We start from the raw sequence: 22,178 nt of genomic DNA on the forward strand, positions 1-22,178 counted from the left end.
GGGTGATGCTCGAGACACCCGAGGGCCTCCGTGCGGCCGAGCAGATCCTGGCGGTCCCGGTCGTCGTGGACGGCACGACCATCGCCACGAGGGTCCTCGAGCCGGCAGGACCGGCACGCGGAGACGTCGTCCTGTGCCACGGCACCCCCTGGTCGTCGGCGGTCTGGGCCGAGGTCGGCCGGGCGCTCGCGCAGGACCACCGGGTGTTCCTCTGGGACATGCCCGGGTACGGCGACTCGGACCGCGGGCCGACCGTGGACACCACGCTCCGAGCGCAGGCGATCCGTCTCGGCGCGCTCCTCGACCGGTGGGGCCTCGATCGACCCCACCTGGTCGCACACGACGTGGGCGGCGCCGTGGCGCTCCGGGCGCACCTGCTGCACGGTGCCGAGTACGCGAGCCTGTTCCTCTGGGACGCCGTCGTGCTCGACCCCTGGGGGTCTCCGTTCTTCCGGCTGGTGGCGGAGCACCGTGACGTCTTCGACCGACTCCCCGGCGACCTGCACGCCGCCCTGGTGCGGCAGTACATCGACGGTGCCTCGGCGCGGGGCTTCTCGCCGGCGGACCTCGAGGCCCTGGCGCGGCCCTGGGCCGGCCCCGAGGGGCAGGTCGCGTTCTCACTCCAGATCGCGGCGCTGACCCCCGACGACACCCGGGTTGTGGCCGAGCTGTTGGGCTCCGTGCGGTGCCGGACCCGGATCGGGTGGGGGCGGCAGGACCCCTGGATCCCCCTGCACCAGGCGTACGACCTGCAGACGGCGCTGCCGGGGCACCCCGAGGTCGTCGTGCTCGACGACGTCGGGCACCTCGCGCCGTGGGAGGACCCCGTCGCGGTCACGGCCGCACTCCGGCAGTGGGTACACCGTCCGGTGGGCTCGGAGTGACCCGCACGGCGCCGTTCAGATCAGGGCGCGGGCGGCGAGCACGACGGCCGCTCCCCCGACGGTCAGCGCCGCGAGCACCGACAGCACCACCGCGACGGTGTCCCGCCGGGCCGGGGCACTCGCGCGGACGGCACCGGCGACGAGCTGCTGGGCCGCCGCCAGGGACGCCGCGCTCCCGAGCGGGCGGTCGTCCTGGTCGAACGCCAGGAACCGCTCACGCACGTGCAGCACGAGCCCCAGGCTGGTCCCGTGGTCGCGCGCCACCCAGGACTTCGGTCCCTGTTGCTCCCAGCGGACGGCGAGCATCAGGGGCCGGGGACCGGCAGGCCGGCCCGCTCCCCGTCCGGATGCGGCCAGCTGAACGCGACGACGAGCTGGACGACACCGAACACGATGAGCACGCTCCCCACCGCGGCCACCGTCACCAGCGCGCCGAGGCCCGGCAGGTTCATCACCAGGATGCCGCTCAGCACACTGAGCACGGCGAGCACCACGGTCAGCGCACGGCGGCCCACCCACGGTGCGTAGATGAGTGCGATGCCCTCGAGGATCCAGGCGAACCCGAGCAGCAGCGCCACCCACCGCGCCCCGATCGGCGGGAACACGATCGCGACGACACCGCCTGCGACGACCAGCGCCCCGAGGACCACCAGCCCGAGCTGACGCCACCAGACCCGAGGGTGCACCTGGAGTCCCCGGACGACCAGCGCCGCCCCCGACACGACCAGGTAGATCCCGAAGACCCACGACACCGCGAACAGCGTCGCGTGGGGCAGGACGATCGCAGCCAGTCCGGCGAGCACGCCCACCGCGCCGACGATCCCGAACGCCACCCGGATCCCGTCGCCGCCCGGCGGAAGCGAGCCAGTCCGCTGGCCGACGTCACGTTCGTCACGCATGTCCGTCCGACCTCCCTGCAGGTCCCGACTGGTGCTGTGGTGCTGGTGGGTGCTGGCGACCTGTGATCGCCCGTGCGGTGCGTCCTGCGCACAGGACTACACCCGAAGGTGAGCACTTGTCCATGTCCCATGCGTGCGCATGAGGCCATCCCCCGGCCCGGGCGGACGGGCGACGAGCGCTCCGCGGGCGGTAGCCTGACGCGCCGGACGACGAACCACCGGCGATCGCGACGGCAGACCAGACGGAGGACCACGGTGCCAGCACTCGGAGACGGCCGCGCCGACGGTGTGTGGTGCACGCTCGGCGAACCCCGGACCACCGCGCAGATCGCCCAGAACGGGTTCGCCTGGCTCGGCCTCGACGCCCAGCACGGCGCCTTCGACGACGCCACACTCCTGGCGACGATGACGGCGCTCGCCGCGGTCGCTCCGCAGGTCCCCGTCGCGATTCGCGTCGCCGAGGGCTCGGACGCCGCGATCGGCCGTGCGCTCGACCTCGGCGCCGACATCGTGATCGTCCCGATGATCGAGACCGTCGAGCAGGCCGAGCACGCCGTCCGTGCCGCCCACTACCCACCGCGGGGCCGACGGAGCTGGGGGCCGATGGCGGGACTGTGGGGCGGTGCGGCACCGTCCGCCGCCGCTGCCGACCCCGAGGTGTGGGTGATGCTCGAGACACCCGAGGGCCTCCGTGCGGCCGAGCAGATCCTGGCGGTCCCGGGCGTCTCGGCGGTGTTCGTCGGCCCCTTCGACCTGTCGATCGGGCTCGGCGTGGATCTGCGCGAGCTGCTCGACGCCGACAGCGCCACGGACCCCCTCCCCGCGATCGTCGGTGCAGCCCGCCGCGCCGGCAAGCACACCGGCGCCTTCGCCGGTGACCTGGCCCGCGCCGAACGGCTCCGCGCGCTCGGGTTCGACCGCGTCGCCGTCGTCACCGACGGGACCCTGCTCGCGCACGGTGCGGCCGCGGTGCTCGGCGCAGCAGCCACCGGTCGCACCTCGTACTGACGGGCCGTCAGCGGCGAAGTACTGACGGGTCGTCAGCGGCGGCCGCACCGGCGACCGGTCCTCGTCCGCGTCCTCGACGCCGCTGAGAGGGCGTGCCCGCGCCCCGGTCCACACTCGGTCGGGAACCCGAGCCGACCGCGACCGCAGAGAGGACGAGACATGACCGACGTCTCCAGCCAACCGCCCGCCGAGGGCGACGACCGCCGCATCCTGACGAACCGCCAGGGCCACCCCGTCTCCGACAACCAGAACCAGCGCACCGTCGGGGCCCGTGGCCCGGCGACGCTCGAGAACTACCAGTTCCTCGAGAAGATCAGCCACTTCGACCGCGAACGGATCCCGGAGCGGGTCGTGCACGCCCGCGGTGCCGTCGCGTTCGGGTACTTCGAGGCCACCGGCACGTGGGGTGACGAACCCATCGCGCAGTACACCCGCGCGAAGCTGTTCCAGGAGCCCGGCAAGCGCACCGACCTGGCGATCCGGTTCTCCACCGTGATCGGCGGCCGTGACTCCTCGGAAGCTGCCCGCGACCCGCGCGGCTTCGCCGTGAAGTTCTACACCGAAGACGGCAACTGGGACCTCGTCGGCAACAACCTCGGCGTCTTCTTCATCCGCGACGCCATCAAGTTCCCCGACGTCATCCACTCCCTCAAGCCCGACCCCGTGACCTTCCGCCAGGAGCCGGCGCGCATCTTCGACTTCATGTCGCAGACCCCCGAGTCGATGCACATGCTCGTCAACCTGTTCAGCCCGCGCGGCATCCCCGCGAACTACCGCACCCAGCAGGGTTTCGGCGTGAACACCTACAAGTGGGTGAACGCGGACGGTGACACCAAGCTCGTCAAGTACCACTGGATCCCGTCGGTGGGCGTGTCCTCGATGACCGAGGCCGACGCCGCCGCGGTGCAGGCCGGCGACCTCGGGCACGCGTCGAAGGACCTGTACGAGGCGATCGAGCGTGGTGAGTACCCCGAGTGGGAGCTCCGTGTGCAGCTCATGGACGACCACGAGCACCCGGAGCTCGACTTCGACCCGCTCGACGACACGAAGGTGTGGCCGGAGAACGAGTTCCCGCCGAAGCCCGTCGGCAAGATGGTCCTGGACCGCAACGTCACGAACCACTTCGCCGAGAACGAGCAGCTGTCCTTCGGCACCGGCGTGCTCGTCGACGGCCTCGACTTCTCCGACGACAAGATGCTCGTCGGCCGCACGTTCTCGTACTCGGACACGCAGCGCTACCGCGTCGGCCCGAACTACCTGCAGCTGCCGGTGAACGCCCCGAAGAACGGCGCCGTCGCGACCAACCAGCGCGACGGACAGATGGCGTACCACCAGGACCACGGCGGCGAGAACCCGCACGTCAACTACGAGCCGTCGATCACCGGCGGCCTGCGCGAGGCGGAGTACCCGACCCACGACGACCAGGGGCCGGAGATCGTCGGGCGCCTCACCCGCAAGCGGATCCCCCGGACGAACGACTACACCCAGGCCGGCCAGCGGTACCTGCTCCTGCAGGACTGGGAGCGCGACGACCTGGTCGCGAACTTCGTCGACCTCATCTCGCAGGCGGCCCGTCCGGTGCAGGAGCGCATGCTCTGGCACTTCTACATGGTCGAGGACGACCTGGGTCGTCGCGTGGGCGAGGGGCTCGGCATCACCCTCGACGAGGTCAAGGACCTGCCCCCGCTGCAGTCACAGACGCTCAGCGACGACGAGCTCGCCCGCCTGGCGAACCTCGGCCACAACGGCTCCCGCGACGTCGAGGGCCTGATGATGACGCACTGCGTCCCCGACGAACGCGCCGTGCGCGTCTGAGACGCGACCCCGGAACGGACGGGAGGCCCGGTGCCAGCTGGCACCGGGCCTCCCGTCCGTCTCACTGCCGTCACCTGCCGCAGCGCATCACGGACAACCCGGGACGACGCCAGGGAGGCCACGCTCACCGTGGATCGACAGGAGCGACTCCGCGACCCCGACCGGCACGATCGCGCGGTCGTCGCTCCCGTCCCGTTGATCCGCACCGATGCGACTCAAGGAGGCCGCGATGGAACACACGAATCCCCGGCGGTGTGGCGCGAACGCGTCCGCTGCCCACCGACTCCTCGCCAGGACACCACGATGAGGGCCCGGAACCTCGCCGCCGCTGCGATGGTCACGGCTGCCGTCGGCGTCGTCGTCTCGCGCCGCCGACGCGGCGCACCCGGGCCCGTACGGAAGGTGCTGGCCGAACCGCGTTCCGGCTGGCACGCGGTCACGGTGAACCGCGGGCAGGACGCGGTGCTGCCAGGCGGGCGGATCCCCGCGCCGCTCACGGCGTTCGGGCAGGACGTCGAGGTGGAGGCCCGTCCCGCGCCCGGCGATCGTGGCACCGAGCTCCGTGCCCGGTTCCGAGGCGGCGGCCCGGATTCACGGGGTCGGCTGCGGGCCGCTCTGCGTGAGGCGAAGCAACTCATCGAGGTCGGCGAGGTGCTCCGGGTGGATCCGGTCCCCCACGGCCGACGGAAGGCCACACCCACCGGCGCGTTGGTGGACGCGGCGACGAAACGGAGCAACGAGGAGGGTGTGCTGTGAAGGCGCTCTGTTGGACCGGGGTCAACGAGACCGCGGTGGAGACGGTGGAGGACCCGAAGATCCTCAACGAGCACGACGTGATCCTGAAGGTTCGTCTGAGCACCACCTGCGGCTCGGACCTGCACCTGCTCGGCGGGTACATCCCGACCATGCGATCCGGTGACGTCCTGGGGCACGAGTTCATGGGCGAGGTCGTCGAGACGGGATCGGCCGTCACGAAGCACAAGGTGGGCGACCGGGTCGTCGTCTGCTCGTTCATCGCCTGCGGGCAGTGCTGGTACTGCACCCACGGGCAGTTCTCACTCTGCGACAACGGCAACCCGAACCCGGGCTTGACCGAGGCGATGTGGGGGTCGTCGATCGGCGGCTGCTTCGCCTACAGCCACGCGCTCGGCGGGTTCGCGGGCAGCCACGCCGAGTACGTCCGCGTGCCCTACGCCGATCAGGGGGCGTTCACGGTCCCCGATGGTGTGTCCGACACGGCCGCCCTGTTCGCCTCCGATGCCGCACCCACCGGGTGGACCGGAGCCGACCTGGCCGGGATCACACCGGGTGACACCGTCGCAGTGTGGGGCGCCGGTGGTGTGGGCCAGATGGCCGCTCGTGCAGCGATGCTCCTCGGCGCCGAGCAGGTGATCGTGATCGACCGTCTGCCCGAACGGCTGCGACAGGTGCGCGAGCACATCGGTGCCGAGACGCTCGACTACACGAGCGACGCCGTGCTCCCGGAACTCAAGGAACGCACCGGCGGTCGGGGTCCCGACGTGTGCATCGAGGCCGTCGGCATGGAAGCGCACGGCACCGGACCGCTGTACCTGTACGACCAGGCCAAGCAGCAGCTGCGCTTGCAGACCGACCGGCCGACCGCCCTGCGCGAGGCCATCTACGCCAGCCGGAAGGGCGGCAGCCTGTTCTCGCTCGGGGTCTTCGGTGGGCTCGTCGACAAGTTCCCGTTCGGCGCGATCATGAACAAGGGCATGACGGTCCGCGGCGCCCAGCAGCACGGGCACCGCTACATCCCGATGATCCTCGACCGCATCGCCGCGGGAGAGATCAGCACCGAGCACCTCGCCACGCACGTGATGCCACTGTCGCAAGGGCCGCGCGGGTACGAGATGTTCAAGAACAAGGACGACGGCTGCGTCCGCGCCGTCTTCACCCCCGGCGTGTGACGACCGACCACGCAGCGGACAGGGGGAAGGAACGATCGTGAAGGCACGACGATGAACGATCGGATACTCTCCACGCGCCGGGCGCTCGTCATCGTGGGGATCGGGGTCCTGGTCGGGGTCGCGTTGACCTTCACCGGGGCTCCGTCCCTCGGGCCGCTCGCGGCCTGGTGCACGGCCGGCCTGATCGCGCTGGTCCAGGTCTGGCACAAGTGCTGGCGCCAGGACGCCGACGGCACCGAGCGTCTCGCCCGCGAGGAGTCCGAGACACGGGTCAGTGACAACGCGCTCATCGTGGCTTGTTTCGCGAGTCTCGCCGCCGTCGTCCTGGCGCTGAGCGAAGCCAGCCAGGCGCGAGATCCGGCCTCGGTCGCGGCGGTCATGCTGGGTGTGCTCGGCACGATGGTGGCGTGGGCGTTGGTCAACACGGTCTACGCCTTGAAGTACGCCCGGATGTTCTTCCTCGACCACCGGGGCGGTGGGTTCGACGTCAAGCAGGACGGGCGGCCGACCTACAGCGACTTCGCCTACTTCGCCTTCACCATCGGCATGTCGTACGCGGCACCAGAGATCGAGCCGGATGACAGTGAGACCCGGCGGAAGGCGTTGCCGCACGCGCTGCTGTCGTACTTCTTCGGGACGGTGCTGATCGCGGTCGCCATCAACCTGGTGACGAACCTCGGTCAGGGGTGAGCAGAGGGATCCTCGTCGACCCTAGGCTGGCCGACGTGACCGACCTCGCTCCTGACCAGACCGCGCCGAGCGCCGCCGGGTCCCCCGCATCGGCAGCCGTGCCGGTACCGCCCCTCAGCATGCTCGCGGTGGTGGCGATCGCCCTCGCATTCGTGGCACCGATCGGCGGTCTCGTCGTCGGGTTCATCGCGCGCCGCGACGTGCGACTGACCGGTGAGCGGGGTGACGGCATCGCGTTCGCGGCGATCCTGATCGGGGCGACGCTGACGATGTTCGGGGTCATCGTGCCGCTGTTCCTCGGCGGTGCGGGGTTCTTCGACCTGGATCTCCAGCTCTGAGCACCGGACGCCGGTCGCTACCCTGATCGAGTGGGGAACGATGACGACGTCTCGACGCTGATCCGGCCGGCGACGCTCGCCGATGCGGATGCGATCGCCCACGTGCACACGGTGTCGTGGCGAGAGACGTACGGCCGGTTCGTCGACGACCCGGACACGAGCCCCTGGTTCGACGCGGGTCGTCGGGTCGACATGTGGCGGTCGACGCTCGCGAGTCCTGACGCCCGAGAAGGCATCCAGGTCGCTCTCGACAGCACCGGCGTCGTGGGCTTCGCCGCGGCGCAGACGACCCCCGAGCCGGATGCCGTCCGCCCCGAGGAGCTGACGACGCTCTACGTCCTGGCACGTGCGCACGGGACCGGAGCCGGCCAGGCACTCCTCGACACCGTGCTCGCCGATCGTCCGGCGTCACTGTGGGTGGCCGCGGACAACCCGCGGGCGCACGCCTTCTACCGGCGGAACGGCTTCACGCCCGACGGTGCCGAGTCGGCGTTCGGACCCATCCCCCGGACCGTGCGTCTGGTGCGCTGAACGTCAGTCCCCCGCCGGCGCGGAGATGTCCCACACGGTGGTCTCCTCGTACTGCTCGGACCAGCCGCGGCGCATCCGTGCAGCGGCACGGTCGAACGCGTCGACGACGTCGGTGTCCGGCGTCAGCAGCGCCTGCAGGCGGATGCCGTCGTAGAGCGCGAGCAGCTGCTGTGCCCCGCGGATCGGGTCCATCGTCGCCGGTTCGCGGCCGGCGCGGACGTCTTCCTGCAGCGCGGTGCGGACGGTCTCGCGGAACTGCAGGTACGCGGACCGGTAGTAGTCGGCGCCGTCCGTCGACGGGTCGGTCGAGATGGCCAGCGTCGCGGCGATCAGGCGCATGAGGGACGGGTCCTCGGCGTGGGCGGAGAGCAGCGCGTGCAGGAACGCCACCGTGCCCTTCTCACCGGCGAGCGGCAGCAGCGGTGCCGACACCGCGCGGGTCCACCGCATCACCGCGGCGGCCAGCAGTGCGTGCTCGGAGGGGAAGAGCTCGAGGATCTCGGCCTGCCGCATCCCCGACCGGGACGCGACGCCCTCGAGCGAGAAGCGTGACAGTCCCCCGTCGTGGATGACCGCGATCGCACCGTTGATCGCCCGGGTGCGCGGGACTTCCTCGTCGGCGGCGTTCTGGTTCGTCAGTGGTGCCAGCGGGTGCTTCCGGAACCAGTCCAGGAGTGCGCGAGCCCGGGAGGCCCCGAACGCAGGATCAGTCGGGCGACCCGGGCTGAACAGGTCGCTGAACCCCGGCACGTCGTGCATCAGCGGGTCGAGGGACTGGAACGCCATCGACCAGTCCGGGAACGAGCGTTGGGCGATCGGCTCGTCGAGCAGCACCCGAACGTTCGTGTGTCGCGGGTCGGCCTGGACCTGGTCGAAGCGCTCGCGGACGACGTCGTCCTCGCCCTCGATGATCCCGATGCAGTTGTCGTCGCGGTGCGCGAGCATGCCGGTGACGCCGAGCCGGGTGTTCTTCTCGCGACCGACCGCCAGGATCTGCGCGAGTTCGGAATCCGTGATCGGACGGGTCTGGGTGCTGGTGTAGACGAGCGATCGCATGGTGCTGCTTCCTGGTCGGACGGTCCCCCGGTGTGTGGGAGGCGCCGCCGTGTCGAACCCGAATCGACTCGACGGCACCTCGTGGTCACCGTAACCAGCGGCGACCACCTTCACTGCGACGCAAGACGGTCCGTGGCTGTTCGGCACCCGGAGGATGCCGACCTCTGAATGGAACCATCTGGCCGAGTCCGGCGGTACCCCCACAATGGGGAACGGGCGTTCTCCGGCTGTTCCTGGGGGTTCGCTTCAGTTCGCGCGGTCGCCCGAAGGGGGCGTCTCGAAGATGCGCTCGCCCGTCGTCGGGTCCCACCCGATGGTGCGGGGTTCCGCTGCTCGCGGGCGTCGTTCGTCCCGCGGGAAGAACGGACGGGCACTGGGAAGGTAGCTGAGCACGGCGGCGGCGACGACGCAGACGGCGTCGATGAGGCTCCAGTCCACGCCGTCGGTGGCGATGGTGAGCACTTCGCTGCAGGCAGTCAGCCCGGCGATGATGGCGAGCCAGAGTCGCGCGTTCCCGGAGCCTCGTCCCATCCGCGTCGCCAGCCACACGAACAGTGCCGACCAGGCGAGGACGAGGACGAGCCCGAGCGACGCCCCGATGATCGCGCCGCCGGCTTCGCGCATCGACACGACCATGCCGGGCGCGGCGGCCACGAGGCTGATGATGACGGACGCCCACCAGAGCGCCACGGCGACCGTGACGACCCGCGGTCGCGTGCGCTGTTCGGTGTGCTGTTCCATCAGGTGCTCCCCCGTCGTTCCGCTGGATGCGGCTCGACGATCCTACGGTGACGGCTGACGCGCTCCGGACTTCCGCGATCGGCGGAGGATGACCAGTCCCACGGTCAGCCCGGCTGCTGTCAGTGCTGGGGTCACGAACCACCCGAGCGCGATCGGCAACGCCCTGTCGGCGGGTGCGTCGACGCCGAGGAGCAAGTGCAGCACCAGGAGCGGGAGTACGACAGTCGCCGTCCAGGACGCGATCACCAGCACGGTGAGCAGGACCACTGCGCCCCGGTGCGGAGCCGTCCCGGGACCGATCGTCATGCAGCCATCCAACCAGCGGGCCGGCGCGAACGATCTACGGGCGGTAGTCCTCACGACGCGGCAAGAGCTCCGCCGCGTGGGAATCGATGTACGGCTTCGCGCCCAGCATCCCGCCCATCGTCTTGGCGACCGTCGTGAGCAATGCTCCGAGTCCCCGTGCCACGATGCTCAAGATCTTCATGGTGCCCCCTCGTCGGACCGACCTGCGGTGTCGGCCTCGTCCAGACACACCGTATGCGGAACAGCCGGACTCCCGCCAGGGACGGCAGCCTCTCGGTCCCGTCGTCGATCGGCGTCGATCGACGTCGCGCATAGGCTGGACGCCCGACCGGGGAGGAGTCGCGATGCCGGTGGTCCGCGAGCAAGTGCCGTCGTGGCGCACGCCCTGGTGGCACCCTCGACGCTGGGAGGCGCGCATGTGGGTGCTGCTCGTCGCGGCTGCTGCTGGCGGCGTGCTCCGCGAAGTGGCGCATCCGTTCTACGACGCCGGGGTCGAGGCGATCGTGAAGTGGCTCGGCCTCTGCATCCCAGGATGTGTGATCGCGTACGTCGTGGTCGGTCGGTGGAAGAAGGGCCCGACCACGCTGTGGAAGCCGTCGTGGCGCGAGCTCCGACGGATCCTGATGGCAGCACCGCTCGGAGTGCTGGCCCTGCGGCTGCTCATCGAGGACGACGACGGGTGGTTGTGGCTGCTCGCCGGGGTGTCCGCCGCGCTGCTCGCGCTCGCGGTGGCTCGCTGGGTCGCTGCCCACCGCGATCGTCGGCGTCGGACCGATGTGTACGGGACGGTGTCCGCTGACCCGTACGCGTAGCGCCCGATGGGCTTCGTCTGTCCCCTACGCGTCCCGTGCCGAGTCTGTCTTCGACGGCAACCGCGATGCCACGAGCGTCCCGACCAGAGCCACGACCGCGAACGCTGCGAACCCGAAGGGAAGCCCGATCGCGCTGCCGACACCACCGACGACGAGCGGCCCCACGGCGTCCCCGGTCTCGCGCCCGAGCTCTGCTGAGCCCATGGTGCGACCGAGCCGGTCCGGCGGAGTCGACCCGGCGAGGTGCGCGAACGCAACGGGCGTCAGCGTGGCGACACCGGCCCCGGCGAGCAGCGCCGCGATGAAGACCGCCACCGCGGACGGCGCGACGGCGACGACCAGGAAAGCAGCAGCGACCGCGGCTGTCCCGGCCACACCCGCCACCCCGGTGCCGAGACGCCCGGCGTCGTGCAGACGTCCGGCGACGGGCTGCACGAGCGACGACGTCACCGCGAGGACGGCGACCGCGAGCGTCGACACCAGGAGCGGGATGCCGACCTCGGTGCCGAGCGCCGGGAGCATCCCGGTCAGCGCCCCGATCGCAGCGCTGCCGACGGCCAGGACGACGACCGGGATCAGGAACTGGCGGTCCGTGGCCGCTCGGACCATCACCGCGAGCGTGGCCCGCTGCCGGGGCAGTGGCACGATGGGCTCGACGGCGATCAGCACCGCCACCGCCGTCACGAGGGCCATCACGACCAGGATCCCGAAGAGCCACTGCGTGCTGCCGAACTGCACCACGAGTGCACCGATCACCGGTCCCCCGGCGTAGCCGAGACCCTTCCACGAGCCGTACCGACCGAAGTGCGTCCCGCGACGATGCGCCGGCACGAGTCGCGCGACCGCGGCGGACGACGCGGGCGAGAACGCGGAGGCGCCGGCACCCTGCAGCAGGCGGGCGAGCCCGAGCCAGAACGGTCCGGTCCCGAACAAGCCGATGAGCGAGGCCGCCGCGAACACGATGAGTCCGCCGACGATCACCGGTCGCGGCCCGATGCGGTCGGACAGTGCGCCGAAGACCGGCTTGAGGACGAGTTCGGCGACGTCGTACAGCGCGAGGAAGAGTCCGAGCCATGCGAGCGTCAGACCGAGTTCGAGGTGCTCGCCACCGACCGCCGCGGCGATGCCGTTCGCCCCGAAGGCGGTCACGAAGCCCGCGGCGTACAGCGGAGCGAGCCGAGGGGGCGTGGTCGTCGACGGGGCGGTCACGTGCCAACCTTGGACGACCACGGGCCGGATCGCCAACGTCGGGCGTGTCCGACCTCCGATGACCCCGTGAGTGGGCTCGCGGCAGCGACTAGTCTCCGTGGTCATGGACGCTGCTGCGGTCGTCGTCATCACCGGTCCGCCCGGCGCAGGGAAGTCGACGACGGCTCGGGCGGTGGCTGCTTCGTTCCCGCGTTCGGTGCACCTGCACACGGACGACTTCTGGCACGCGATCGTTTCCGGCTCGGTCCCGCCCTACCTGCCCGAGGCGGACGAGCAGAACCAGACGGTCATGCGGGTGATCAGCACTGCTGCTTCCGCGTACGTCGCCGGTGGGTTCGTGGTCGTCGTCGACGGCATCGTCGGACCGTGGATGCTGCACCACTTCCTGGCCCCGAGCCCGATCCGCGGCACGTCGCCGCTCCACTACGTCGTCCTCCGCCCCTCCCGCGACGAGACCCTGCGACGTGCGCGGGGCCGGACCGAGCCGGACGCACTCGTCGACGAGGCGCCGATCCTCGCGATGTGGGAGGAGTTCTCCGCCCTCCGTGCGCTCGAACACCACGTGATCGACACGACGGGACAGGCACCCTCGGAAACACTCGCCGCGGTCCGCGCCGCCGTCGAGGCAGGGACGTTCCTGCTGCAGACCGCCTCGGACGACTGAGCGGTGCAGTCACCCACGTGGCGGAGGTCGCCGCGCTCGTGGGCGACCGCATCGCCGACTCGGTCGATGTCGTCCCGCCGTTCGTCCGCGAGTTCAATGTCCTCTACGCCTGTGCGGACGACTGGCACGGTGGCAACCCAGCACCCGGGATTCGACGGGTGGTCGGGGAGCTCGACCGGGCCGGTGCCATCCGCCGCTGCGCGCTCCGGCGGTCGCCGCGTCGGAGGACTTCCACGTCCGTTGGGCACTCCGGCACGGCGTGAAGCCGTCGCAGTCGGACCGCGAGACGGCGACGTGGGAGGTGGCGGACGCCGACCGGTTCGACCAGACGGTCCTCGTCTTCGCACGGCATGGCGACCGTCAGCTCTCCGACGATGTCCGTGCTGCGGTTGCCCGGTTCGCCGTCCCGTCGTCGTCAGCCTGCGACCAGGGCTAGCCGAGGGCGGCGGTGCAGCTCACCCGCGCATGGTCGCTGGTGACCGGCCTTCACGGCGCACCAGAACCGTGCCGCATACGCTTGCACCCGTGCTCTCCACCACGAGGAACCTGACGGTTCGCGACCTGCTGCAGTTCCACGAACCGGCGGTCGCCGACTGGGTGGAGACCTGCACCGAGGAGGAGTTCGTCCGCGTCTGCGACGTCGCCGACTTCCTCAGCCTGTTGGGTCCGACGACGGGGTCGGGTGCTTCGATGATGCTCTCGAAGTGCGTCGCCCTCGCCGCTGTCTACGTGCACGACGGCGCTCCACGGGACCTCGTTCGAGCGAGGCGCGATCTGAAGGCCGTCATCCCCCAGCTCGACGAGGACAGCCCTGGCACGGACAGGGCGATCCAGCAACTGCGCCCGCACTACTTCGCCGTCGGCGACGACGCCATCGACCACTGGGCCGAGGACCCCGACCGGGCCCGAGCCCGGCGGGACTCCTCCGCCGCAGGGTACGCGCGGCGGGGTGGCGTGAGCGGTGACGAGCTCACGGGTGGTGGCTGACCCGAAAGCAGACGAACCACCCGTGTGCAGGACGTCCCGAACACGGCGCGAGCGCTGCCGGCGAGCAGACCGGAACGAAGAAAGCCCCCGACCGGACCTGGTGGTCCTGCCGGGGGCCCCGTGGTGGTGGGCGGTACTGGGATCGAACCAGTGACCTCTTCCGTGTCAGGGGAGCGCGCTCCCGCTGCGCCGATCGCCCAGGTCCCTGCGTGGACCGGAGTCCATCAAGGTCTTGGAGGGTGGATCTGGAGGTGGGGACGGGATTCGAACCCGCGTGGACGGCTCCGCAGGCCGCTGCCTGGCCTCTCGGCCACCCCACCATCGAGGTTCACGTCTCCGTGAGTACCCGAAGCGGTGGGATACCGTCTGGCGAGTCGCGGGCCTTCGAACGGTCGGTGCGTGTCGGAGCGTGCGCCGCCGACGACCGACCTGGTCAGTGCGTCCGGTGACCGTCCGTGCCGTACATCTCACGTCGCAGGCGGGTGAACCGTCCCTGGTTGCTGAACCCCCACTTCGCCGCGACGTCCTTGATCAGCTTCGACTCATCGTCGAGGAGCTCCCGGTGCGCCTCGGCGAGCCGGGCGCGGCGCAGGTAGGTCATCGGCGTCATGTCGAGTTGCCGACGGAAGGTCGAATGGAGTCCGCGGGAAGACACCCGTGCCGCCGCCGCCACGTCCTCGAGGGTGATCGGGTCGCTCAGGTGCGAGTCCATGTACGCGGCGGCCCGCCGGACCGTTGCCGCCCCCGCCCCGGTGCCGGCCAAGACCCGCGTGACGGTCTCGAACGGCAGTGCCCAGGTCGCGACGCTGAGCAGGTAGTCGAACGCGGCGGTGCGGACCAGCTCGTTCCGGAACGCAGAGTCCACCCGGACGACGTTCTGGTGGACGTGGGAGACCGCCTGTGCCCAGACGTCGGCACGTTCCGGGATCGGCCGGTGGCCGTGGAGCCGGAGGACGCCGGTGTCGGCTCCCTCGGCACGGACGGCGTGCTGGAGGAGCGAGGACTCCGGCATGTTGACGACGAGCAGCTCCGAACCGTCGTACTCGGCGACGGTCTCCTCCTGACCGAAGAGCACGCCGCCGACCTCTCCGCCGTCACCGTGCTCGGTCCGGAGTCCGCCGCCGAGTCGGGTGGCCGAGGTGAAGACCCCCGCCGGCTCGACGGTCACCTGCGCGTGGAAGCCCATCGAGAGGCGCGCGATGCTCAGTCGGTCGTCGCCACGGATGTCCGCGCGGAACCGCACCCGACCACGCGGCGGCTCGAGGCGCACCTTCGGGTACATCTCCCCGAGTACTTCACTGACCGCGTCGAAGTCGACGGTGTCCTGCCGCAGCATCATCACGGTCATGCGGTGGTCGTTCTCCCAACAGCCTGCTCGGCTCCGAACGTCCCACGCTAGCCCACAGCCGCTGGCACGATCCACGAACGACGAAGCCCCCGACCGGACCTGGTGGTCCTGCCGGGGGCTTCGTGGTGGTGGGCGATACTGGGATCGAACCAGTGACCTCTTCCGTGTCAGGGAAGCGCGCTACCGCTGCGCCAATCGCCCAAGTCCCTGCGTGGACCGGAGTCCATCAAGGTCTTGGAGGGTGGATCTGGAGGTGGGGACGGGATTCGAACCCGCGTGGACGGCTTTGCAGGCCGCTGCCTAGCCTCTCGGCCACCCCACCATCGAGGTTCACGTCTCCGTGAGTACCCGAACGGTGGGATACCCTCTGGTGAGTCGCGGGCCTTCGAGAAGACCCACACTCGAGCGGATGACGAGATTCGAACTCGCGACCCTCACCTTGGCAAGGTGATGCGCTACCACTGCGCCACATCCGCACTTGTCGTTCCGCTGTCGCGGCGACGACGTAAACTCTATACGCACCGGGGCACTTCCACCAAAATCCTCCCCGTTCACCGGGCGTGTCCCCCGAATTCATGCGGATCGGGGCGGTTCGACACCCCCTCTGGGCAGCGCGCCACACCCGGGCCGCGCGATGTGTTCGATGCACCGCCGGACTTCCGCTAGTATCGATCCGCACGAACAGTGCAGGGGGCGATTGGCGCAGTTGGTAGCGCGCTTCGTTCACACCGAAGAGGTCATCAGTTCGAGTCTGGTATCGCCCACACAGCAACACGAACACCACCGACAAGAGCCCGACGCAGCAGCGTCGGGCTCTTGTCATCTCATCAGGCCGCAGCACGCGGGCCAGACCACCAGCACGATCGGACGAAGGGGCGCATGACCGACGTCGACCTCGAGTTCGCCCGGGTCCGAGCGGTCCTCGACCGTCCGACCCTGCGGCTCATGTCCCGGCCGACCAGTGCCACGGTCCTCGCCGTGTTCCGCACGGTCTTCGACCGCGACGTGCAGTACGTCCCCGCCGACCGGATGCACCTGCAGGTCGAGGAGCACGTCGCGCGTCTGCAGGCTGCGGGTGCCCGTGTGCCCGCGAGCGACCAGCCGATGCCTGCGGCCAGCACGCAGGCCGGCAGCGAGCAGACCGAGGGTGAGCAGGAGGCCCGCCCGAACGGCCGCGCGCTGTGCCGCGAGTGGGTCGGCGCCCAGTGGCTCGTCCGCTCGAACTCCCCCGACGGCGACGAGCAGTACTCCCTGACCAGCCACGCCCTCGAGGCGCTGAGCCTCGTCGACGCCCTGTCGGCCGACCGCGCCCTCATCAGCGAGAGCCGCCTGGCGATGATCGTCGACGCGGTGCACCGGTGGGCCGCCCGCGCCGAGCCCGACCCCGACGTGCAGATCCGCCGGATCGACGCCCAGATCGCCGAGCTGCAGGCCGAGCGGGAACGCCTGGAGCACGGCGACGACGTCGTGGCCGTCGACGACGACCGGATGCGCGACGGGTACACGAACATCTCCGACCTCATCCGGCAGTTGCCGAGCGACTTCAAGCGCGTGGAAGAGGCGGTCGCGACGATGCACCGCTCGATCGTCGAGGACTTCCGGCAAGAGGTCCGCCCCATCGGCGAGATCCTCGACGACTACCTGGCGCGCACGGACAACCTGATGGAAGCGACGCCCGAGGGCCGCGCCTTCGAGGGCGCCTTCGAGCTCCTCCGCGACGACGCCCTGCTCCTGCGGCTCCGTGACGACATCGCGACGATCCTGGCGCACCCGTTCGCGCAGGGCCTCGGAGCCGGCGAGCGTCGGGCCTTCCGCAACACCGTGACGATCCTGCGCCAGGGCATCGAGGACGTCCTCGCCCAGCGCCGTCAGCTCACCGCCACGCTCCGCGACCAGATCGTCGCCCACGACGTGGTGCGCGACCGCGAGCTCGACGCGGTGCTCCGCTCGATCAACCGCGGCCTCGCCACCCTGATGGACCAGGGCGGCGCACGCGACCGGATCCCGCTGCCGCTCCTACCGGCGGCCGCCGAGGTCGGCACGCTGCGCGAGCGCTTCTACGACCCGGACGCCGAGTCCGTGCCGCCGCCCATCGAGGAACCCGACGACGACGTCTTCGAGGACCTCGACGTCGAGATGCTCCGCATGCACGGCGGGCCGCTCCTGACCGAGCTGCGCGCGGCACTCCGCTTCGCCGAGGCCGACTCCAGCGTCGACGCGTTCCACGGGCTGCCGCCCGAGCAGCGCCGACCGGTCGAGCTCTTCGGCCTCGCGCACCTGCTGACGGGGCGCGACGACTTCGAGTCCGCCGCGCACGTCGCCCAGCACCGCACGATCCGCCCCGACGGCACCGCGATCACCTTCCACATGCCCACCGCTGCGCTCGACGACGAGCGCACTCCGGTCGGCGACGCACACGACGAGAACGCACAGGAGGCACGGTGAGCGACACGACGCCGGCACCGGTCGACGACACGGTCCCCTACGACGACCCCGCATCCGTGATGCAGGACGACGAGCGTGACGAGTCCAGCTTCGCCCTCTTCGAGGGCGACGAGGGTCGGCTCGACGAGCACCAGCGACGCGCCCTGGTGGCACTGCTGCGGCACTCGTACGTCAGCTCCCGCACGCACCCCGACGAGTGGCGCGCGGTGCTCGATGCCGAGTACCAGCTGCGGTCCCGCCTGAACGACCTGTTCCTCGAGCTGCACGTCGACCGTGACCGCGAGGTCGCCTGGAAGCGCCAGGCCCGGTCGGAGAGCCAGCGCCGCACGTTCCCGACCCTGCTCCGCGACCTGCCGTACACCCGCGAGGAGACGATCGTCCTCGTCTACCTGCGGATGCGCCTGCGCGCCGACGCCCGACCGGGCCCGGACCAGGTCGTCGTCGACCGCTCCGAGATCCTCGGGCACGTCGCGGGCTTCCGTCCGGCGACCGCGACGGACCGCACCCGCGACGAGGGCCGGGTCGCGAAGGCCATCGAGCGCCTCGTGACCGCGCGCATCCTGATCCGCACCTCCGACCCGGACCGCTTCCGGGTGGCGAGCGTCGTCGAGGTGCTGCTCCCCCTGGAGCGCCTGCTCGAACTGGACGCCTGGCTGCGGACCACCACCTCGCAGGGTGAGGCGACCGCCCCGGGTGGCGAGCCGACCGACGGGGACGACCCGTCCCTCCAGGCAGACGGCGAAGCCGAGACCGACACCGACGACGAAGGCGAGACGGAAGCGTGACCGACACGTTCGAGATCCCGGCGCTCTTCGACACGGTCGCGCAGTGGCGCGCCGAGTCGATGCAGGTCGTCAACTGGGGTGGCTTCCACGGCCACCGGCAGGTCGAGCTGTCCGGCACGGCGACGCTCATCTCCGGCGCCTCGGGCACCGGCAAGTCGACGCTGATGGACGCCTACCTGGCCGTGATGATGCCGTCCGACGTGCCGTTCAACGGCGCCTCGAACGACGCCACCACCGGCCGCGCCCGCAGCGCCGACCAGCGCAACCTGCTCACGTACCTGCGCGGCAAGGTCGACACCCGGCGCGACCCGGAGACCGGCAGCCTGCGTGACGTGAACCTGCGCGGCGACGACCAGACCACCTGGGGTGCGGCGGCGGTCACGTTCCGGAACGACGACGAGCGGCGCTTCACGGTGCTGCGTGCGTACATCGTGCCGAAGCGCGCACGCGGGGTCGGCGACATCCAGATGACCATGGCGACGGTCGACGACACCTTCGACCTGCGCCGGCTCGAGGAGTTCGTGCCATCGCGGTTCCACCACCTCGAGCTGACCGGCCGCGTGCCGGGGCTCGTCATCCGCGACACCTACCAGGAGCTCGCGTACACGCTGCAGACCCGGCTGGGCATCGGTGACTCCGGCGGCGGCAACCGGGCGATGCGTCTGCTCGCCCGGATCCAGGCCGGCCAGCACCTGCCGACCGTCGACGCGCTGTACAAGTCGCTCGTGCTCGAGACCCCCGGCACGTACGAGGCGGCGGACCGGGCCCTCGCGCACTTCTCCGCCCTCGACGAGGCGTACGAGGCGATGGACACCGAGGAGCGCAAGGTCCGCATCCTCTCCCCCATCACCGACCTGCACGACGAGATCTCGCGCGCGACCGAGGCCGCAGCGGCCCTGGACGGCATCGCGACCGGTGCCGAGGTGTCGCCGTTCGCGCACTGGACGGCCTCGCGGAAGCGCGATCTGCTCGATGCTGAGGTCGCGCGCAACGCCCGCGAGCGAACGGCATCGCGCGCCGAGGTCGCCGCGGCCGAGGCCCGGCACGCCGCGGTCGAGATCGAGCTGCGCGACGCCGAGGCCCGGCTCCGCGACCAGGGCGGCAACGCGCTCGCCCAGCTCGAGGACCGCATCGAACGGCTCACCCGTGAGCGCGACGCCGTGGTGCGCACCCGTGGCACCTTCGACGAGCGCACGGCGGTGCTCGGCACGTCCGTCGCGACCGAGGCCGACTTCACCGCCGCACAGCGCGCCTCGCACGAGTTCCTCGGGTCGTACGCCGACGCGCGCACCGCCCTCGACGAGCGCCGCGACGCCCTGACCCGCGAGGAGTACCCGCTCCTCGACCGCGAGCGGTCCCTGCGGCAGGAGCGCCAGTCGCTCGAGCACCGGCAGGGCGCGATGCCGCTGCCGATGCACGAGGCCCGGCTCGCGATGGCCCGCGCCGCCGGCATCGACCCGGCCGAACTCCCCTTCGTGGCGGAACTGCTCGACGTGCTGCCCGGCGAGGAGCGCTGGCGCACGGCCATCGAGTCCGTCCTGGCCCCCGTCGCCCGCACGCTGCTCGTCGACCAGGACCGCCTCGGCGACTTCAGCGAGGCGATCGACGCACTGCGCCTGCCCGTCCGCGTGCAGTTCGAGGGTGTGCCGACCGGCCCGCACCTGGACCTCGACGGCGACCCGGCGATGGTCTCCGGCAAGCTCGCCATCAAGCCGTCGCCGTTCAGCACCTGGGTGCGCGAGCGGATCGAGTCCGACCGCACCGACGCCCGCTGTGTCGCCTCGGCGTCGGACCTCGGCGGTGGTGGCCGCCGGGTCACCGAGTCCGGGCAGCTGCGTGACGGCCGTCGTGGCGCGCACGGTGACCGCCGCCAGTCGAACGTCATCGGCTTCACGAACGAGGCCCGCGTCGCCGCGGTCGAGCAGGAGCTCGCCTCGATCGCGCAGGACCTCGCCACGCTCGAGGCCCGCCGCACCGACGTCGCGCAGGACCTCACCGCGCTCGACGTGCTCCGCGCCGCGCACCAGCACGTGGTCGACGTCACGTGGGCCGCGATCGACGTGGACGGGCTCGGGACGTCCCTCGCCCGGCTCGACGAGGAACGGCAGGCGCTGCTCGCCGCCGACGACGGCCTCCGGACGTTGCGGGCCTCGGTCGCCCGGCTCCGGAAGTCCCTCGACGAGGCCGCCGACCGTCGCTCCGCCGCACGGCTGTCCGTCCAGCGGCTCGAGGAGCGCCACGCGGTGCTCGTCGACGGCCAGGACGCCGCCGCCGAGATCCTGGAGCGCTTCGACTCCTCGCCCGGTTCGCTGCCGGACGACCAGCAGGCCCGTCTGCTCGAGGAGACCTTCGAGGAGATCGGCGCCCCGGACGGCGTCGACGGGTTCGACGACGCGACCCGACGCCTGAAGCGCCGGCTCGAGGAGCGGCTCACGCAGGCGCTCGACGGTGCCGCGGCGGCCTCGACCTCGTTGACGCTGACGTTCCAGCGGTACCAGGACGCCTGGCCCGACCCGAACCTCGGCACCGGCGTCGCGTCGTACCCGGACTACCACGCGATCCTCGACCAGATCGTGGCGACCGGCCTGCACGCGCGTCGGAGCGAGTGGCGTCGACGCCTGTCGCAGTGGAGCGGCGAGGACCTCGTCCCGCTCGCCGGCGCCTTCGACCGCGCCGTCGTCGAGATCGAGGAGCGCCTCGAGCCGGTCAACGAGATCCTGCGGGAGCTGCCGTTCGGCGCGAACCGGGACCGCCTGAAGATCCAGATCCGCCGGGTCACCCGCGAGGACGTCACCGCCTTCCGCCGTGAGCTCCGCGCCCTGTCCGCCTCGGTCGACACCGAGCTGACCGACGACGTGCTCGAGACCCGGTTCCGACGGCTCCGGCGCTTCATGGCGGTCATCCGGCCCGACCCCGACGCCGCCCGGGGCCGCACCACCCAGCGCGACGCGGTGCTCGACGTCCGCCGGCACATGGAGATCACGGCCGTCCGGTACGACACCGACGGCAACGACCTCGGCGTGTACTCGTCGCTCGGCGACAAGTCCGGTGGTGAGACGCAGGAACTCGTGGCGTTCATCGTCGGCGCCGCGCTGCGCTACCAGCTCGGTGACGAGACCCGTCCCCGTCCCCGGTTCGCGCCGGTGTTCCTCGACGAGGCGTTCATCAAGGCGGACTCGGAGTTCGCCGGCCGTGCGGTCACCGCGTGGCTCCGGCTCGGGTTCCAGCTCGTCGTGAGTGCGCCGCTCGACAAGGTCACGGCGCTCGAGCCGTCGATGGAGCGGCTGCTGTCGATGCGCAAGCACCCCGAGACGGGCCACTCGTCCATCACCGAGATCGCCCGGGTGGAGCCGGCCGCGGTCTGACGCGGGTTGGGTCTGGTCGCGCGTGTCGGCTGGTCAAGACACCCCGCTCGGGTTCGCCGAGGGGTCACGAACTGTCGCCTGGCGGCGGCGCAGCCGACAGTTCGTGACCACTCGACGCGCGGCAGGCGGGGTGTCCTGCCCACCCGGCCCGCGCTCTGGACGCGACCGACAGCGGCCTGGAGGCGCGGTGCGGGCCCGCCACGGGCCTCCCGGCCGCCCTTCCGCCGGTCGCAACACCCCGCTCACCTTCGCGCGCTGGTCACGACGCGTCGCCTGGCGGCGGCGCAGCCGACAGTTCGTGACCACTCGACGCGCTGCAGGCGGGGTGTCCTGACCACCCGGCCCGCGCTCTGGTCGCGACCGACAG

22 protein-coding genes and 6 tRNA genes are annotated in these 22,178 nt (G+C 71.2%); 15 read left to right on the forward strand and 13 right to left on the reverse strand.

The features are described from left to right. Positions 1-884, forward strand: an 884-nt coding sequence (locus DEI98_RS14810; protein WP_309147105.1) for an alpha/beta hydrolase, incomplete at its 5' end; no start/stop codon positions are given. Between the two features lie 15 nt (positions 885-899). Here DEI98_RS14810 and DEI98_RS14815 read toward each other — a convergent pair. Continuing rightward, positions 900-1,190 carry a hypothetical protein gene (locus tag DEI98_RS14815; RefSeq protein WP_111022873.1) on the reverse strand — a complete coding sequence of 97 codons (291 nt, stop codon included), beginning with the start codon at positions 1,188-1,190 and terminating at the stop codon, positions 900-902. Then, positions 1,190-1,783: an HdeD family acid-resistance protein gene (locus tag DEI98_RS14820; protein ID WP_111101155.1), complete on the reverse strand. Its 594-nt coding sequence runs from the start codon at positions 1,781-1,783 to the stop codon at positions 1,190-1,192. Before DEI98_RS14820 ends, DEI98_RS14815 begins: the two co-directional genes overlap by 1 nt. Positions 1,784-2,038: 255 nt before the next feature. Here DEI98_RS14820 and DEI98_RS14825 point away from each other — a divergent pair, with 255 nt between their 5' ends. The 7 genes from DEI98_RS14825 (at position 2,039) to DEI98_RS14855 (ending at position 8,093) form a co-directional block, all read left to right on the forward strand. Beyond that, positions 2,039-2,791, forward strand: coding sequence for an HpcH/HpaI aldolase/citrate lyase family protein (locus DEI98_RS14825; protein ID WP_181438054.1), 753 nt, complete (start codon positions 2,039-2,041; stop codon positions 2,789-2,791). A 159-nt stretch (positions 2,792-2,950) separates the two neighbouring features. Next, positions 2,951-4,606 (forward strand): catalase, encoded by a 1,656-nt coding sequence (locus tag DEI98_RS14830; protein ID WP_111046078.1) that lies wholly within the window; start codon positions 2,951-2,953, stop codon positions 4,604-4,606. 303 nt (positions 4,607-4,909) lie between these two features. After that, positions 4,910-5,362, forward strand: a complete 453-nt coding sequence (locus DEI98_RS14835) for a hypothetical protein (protein WP_146243537.1) — start codon at positions 4,910-4,912, stop codon at positions 5,360-5,362. Beyond that, positions 5,359-6,534: a zinc-dependent alcohol dehydrogenase gene (locus DEI98_RS14840; protein WP_111101158.1), complete on the forward strand. Its 1,176-nt coding sequence runs from the start codon at positions 5,359-5,361 to the stop codon at positions 6,532-6,534. The genes DEI98_RS14835 and DEI98_RS14840 overlap by 4 nt, the downstream gene beginning before the upstream one ends. A gap of 51 nt (positions 6,535-6,585) precedes the next feature. Next, entirely contained in the window at positions 6,586-7,224 is a 639-nt protein-coding gene (locus DEI98_RS14845; protein WP_111039569.1) for a DUF1345 domain-containing protein, read from the forward strand. Positions 7,225-7,259: 35 nt separating this feature from the next. Next, the gene (locus tag DEI98_RS14850) at positions 7,260-7,562 is read left to right on the forward strand and encodes a DUF4190 domain-containing protein (RefSeq protein WP_111054186.1); all 303 of its coding nucleotides are present in this window, start codon (positions 7,260-7,262) and stop codon (positions 7,560-7,562) included. Positions 7,563-7,592: 30 nt separating this feature from the next. After that, positions 7,593-8,093 (forward strand): GNAT family N-acetyltransferase, encoded by a 501-nt coding sequence (locus DEI98_RS14855; protein WP_258367019.1) that lies wholly within the window; start codon positions 7,593-7,595, stop codon positions 8,091-8,093. 3 nt (positions 8,094-8,096) lie between these two features. Here the strand turns inward: DEI98_RS14855 and DEI98_RS14860 are convergent, their stop codons facing one another. From DEI98_RS14860 to DEI98_RS18765, 4 genes are all read right to left on the reverse strand, one after another. Next, the gene (locus tag DEI98_RS14860) at positions 8,097-9,149 is read right to left on the reverse strand and encodes a BLUF domain-containing protein (protein ID WP_111101159.1); all 1,053 of its coding nucleotides are present in this window, start codon (positions 9,147-9,149) and stop codon (positions 8,097-8,099) included. A gap of 246 nt (positions 9,150-9,395) precedes the next feature. After that, positions 9,396-9,890: a hypothetical protein gene (locus DEI98_RS14865; protein WP_111101160.1), complete on the reverse strand. Its 495-nt coding sequence runs from the start codon at positions 9,888-9,890 to the stop codon at positions 9,396-9,398. A gap of 42 nt (positions 9,891-9,932) precedes the next feature. Continuing rightward, complete coding sequence (locus tag DEI98_RS14870) at positions 9,933-10,196, reverse strand: hypothetical protein (protein ID WP_111101161.1); 264 nt, start codon at positions 10,194-10,196, stop codon at positions 9,933-9,935. A gap of 34 nt (positions 10,197-10,230) precedes the next feature. Continuing rightward, on the reverse strand, positions 10,231-10,377 hold the full coding sequence (locus DEI98_RS18765; protein WP_181436845.1) for a hypothetical protein: 147 nt from the start codon (positions 10,375-10,377) through the stop codon (positions 10,231-10,233). Between the two features lie 163 nt (positions 10,378-10,540). Here DEI98_RS18765 and DEI98_RS14875 point away from each other — a divergent pair, with 163 nt between their 5' ends. Next, positions 10,541-11,008 (forward strand): hypothetical protein, encoded by a 468-nt coding sequence (locus DEI98_RS14875; protein ID WP_146243538.1) that lies wholly within the window; start codon positions 10,541-10,543, stop codon positions 11,006-11,008. Between the two features lie 24 nt (positions 11,009-11,032). Here DEI98_RS14875 and DEI98_RS14880 read toward each other — a convergent pair whose 3' ends face one another. Beyond that, positions 11,033-12,217: an MFS transporter gene (locus DEI98_RS14880; protein WP_258370884.1), complete on the reverse strand. Its 1,185-nt coding sequence runs from the start codon at positions 12,215-12,217 to the stop codon at positions 11,033-11,035. 103 nt (positions 12,218-12,320) lie between these two features. On the opposite strand from DEI98_RS14880, the gene DEI98_RS14885 reads away from it, so the two are divergent. Together DEI98_RS14885 and DEI98_RS14895 are read left to right on the forward strand one after the other, a co-directional pair. Further along, positions 12,321-12,881, forward strand: coding sequence for an AAA family ATPase (locus DEI98_RS14885; RefSeq protein WP_110863798.1), 561 nt, complete (start codon positions 12,321-12,323; stop codon positions 12,879-12,881). A gap of 525 nt (positions 12,882-13,406) precedes the next feature. Further along, positions 13,407-13,868, forward strand: a complete 462-nt coding sequence (locus tag DEI98_RS14895) for a hypothetical protein (protein ID WP_111101165.1) — start codon at positions 13,407-13,409, stop codon at positions 13,866-13,868. 124 nt (positions 13,869-13,992) lie between these two features. Here the strand turns inward: DEI98_RS14895 and DEI98_RS14900 are convergent. The 6 genes from DEI98_RS14900 to DEI98_RS14925 form a co-directional block, all read right to left on the reverse strand. Continuing rightward, positions 13,993-14,067 (reverse strand) — tRNA-Val (locus DEI98_RS14900). A gap of 47 nt (positions 14,068-14,114) precedes the next feature. Continuing rightward, a tRNA-Arg gene (locus DEI98_RS14905) sits at positions 14,115-14,188 on the reverse strand. A 113-nt stretch (positions 14,189-14,301) separates the two neighbouring features. Next, on the reverse strand, positions 14,302-15,216 hold the full coding sequence (locus tag DEI98_RS14910; RefSeq protein WP_111101166.1) for a helix-turn-helix transcriptional regulator: 915 nt from the start codon (positions 15,214-15,216) through the stop codon (positions 14,302-14,304). Positions 15,217-15,342: 126 nt separating this feature from the next. Beyond that, positions 15,343-15,417, reverse strand: a tRNA-Val gene (locus tag DEI98_RS14915). 47 nt (positions 15,418-15,464) lie between these two features. Beyond that, positions 15,465-15,538: transfer RNA gene (locus DEI98_RS14920), tRNA-Cys, on the reverse strand. Positions 15,539-15,620: 82 nt separating this feature from the next. After that, a tRNA-Gly gene (locus DEI98_RS14925) sits at positions 15,621-15,692 on the reverse strand. A gap of 215 nt (positions 15,693-15,907) precedes the next feature. On the opposite strand from DEI98_RS14925, the gene DEI98_RS14930 reads away from it, so the two are divergent. From DEI98_RS14930 to DEI98_RS14945, 4 genes are all read left to right on the forward strand, one after another. Then, positions 15,908-15,980: transfer RNA gene (locus DEI98_RS14930), tRNA-Val, on the forward strand. Positions 15,981-16,095: 115 nt separating this feature from the next. Then, positions 16,096-17,661, forward strand: coding sequence for a DUF3375 family protein (locus DEI98_RS14935; RefSeq protein WP_111101167.1), 1,566 nt, complete (start codon positions 16,096-16,098; stop codon positions 17,659-17,661). Further along, positions 17,658-18,446 (forward strand): DUF4194 domain-containing protein, encoded by a 789-nt coding sequence (locus tag DEI98_RS14940; RefSeq protein WP_111054180.1) that lies wholly within the window; start codon positions 17,658-17,660, stop codon positions 18,444-18,446. The genes DEI98_RS14935 and DEI98_RS14940 overlap by 4 nt, the downstream gene beginning before the upstream one ends. After that, positions 18,443-21,811, forward strand: coding sequence for an ATP-binding protein (locus DEI98_RS14945; protein ID WP_111101168.1), 3,369 nt, complete (start codon positions 18,443-18,445; stop codon positions 21,809-21,811). The genes DEI98_RS14940 and DEI98_RS14945 overlap by 4 nt, the downstream gene beginning before the upstream one ends. The last annotated feature ends 367 nt before the right edge of the window (positions 21,812-22,178 follow it).

The sequence above is a fragment of the Curtobacterium sp. MCLR17_034 genome (assembly GCF_003234485.1).
In the GTDB taxonomy this organism is placed as follows: Bacteria; Actinomycetota; Actinomycetes; order Actinomycetales; family Microbacteriaceae; genus Curtobacterium; species Curtobacterium flaccumfaciens.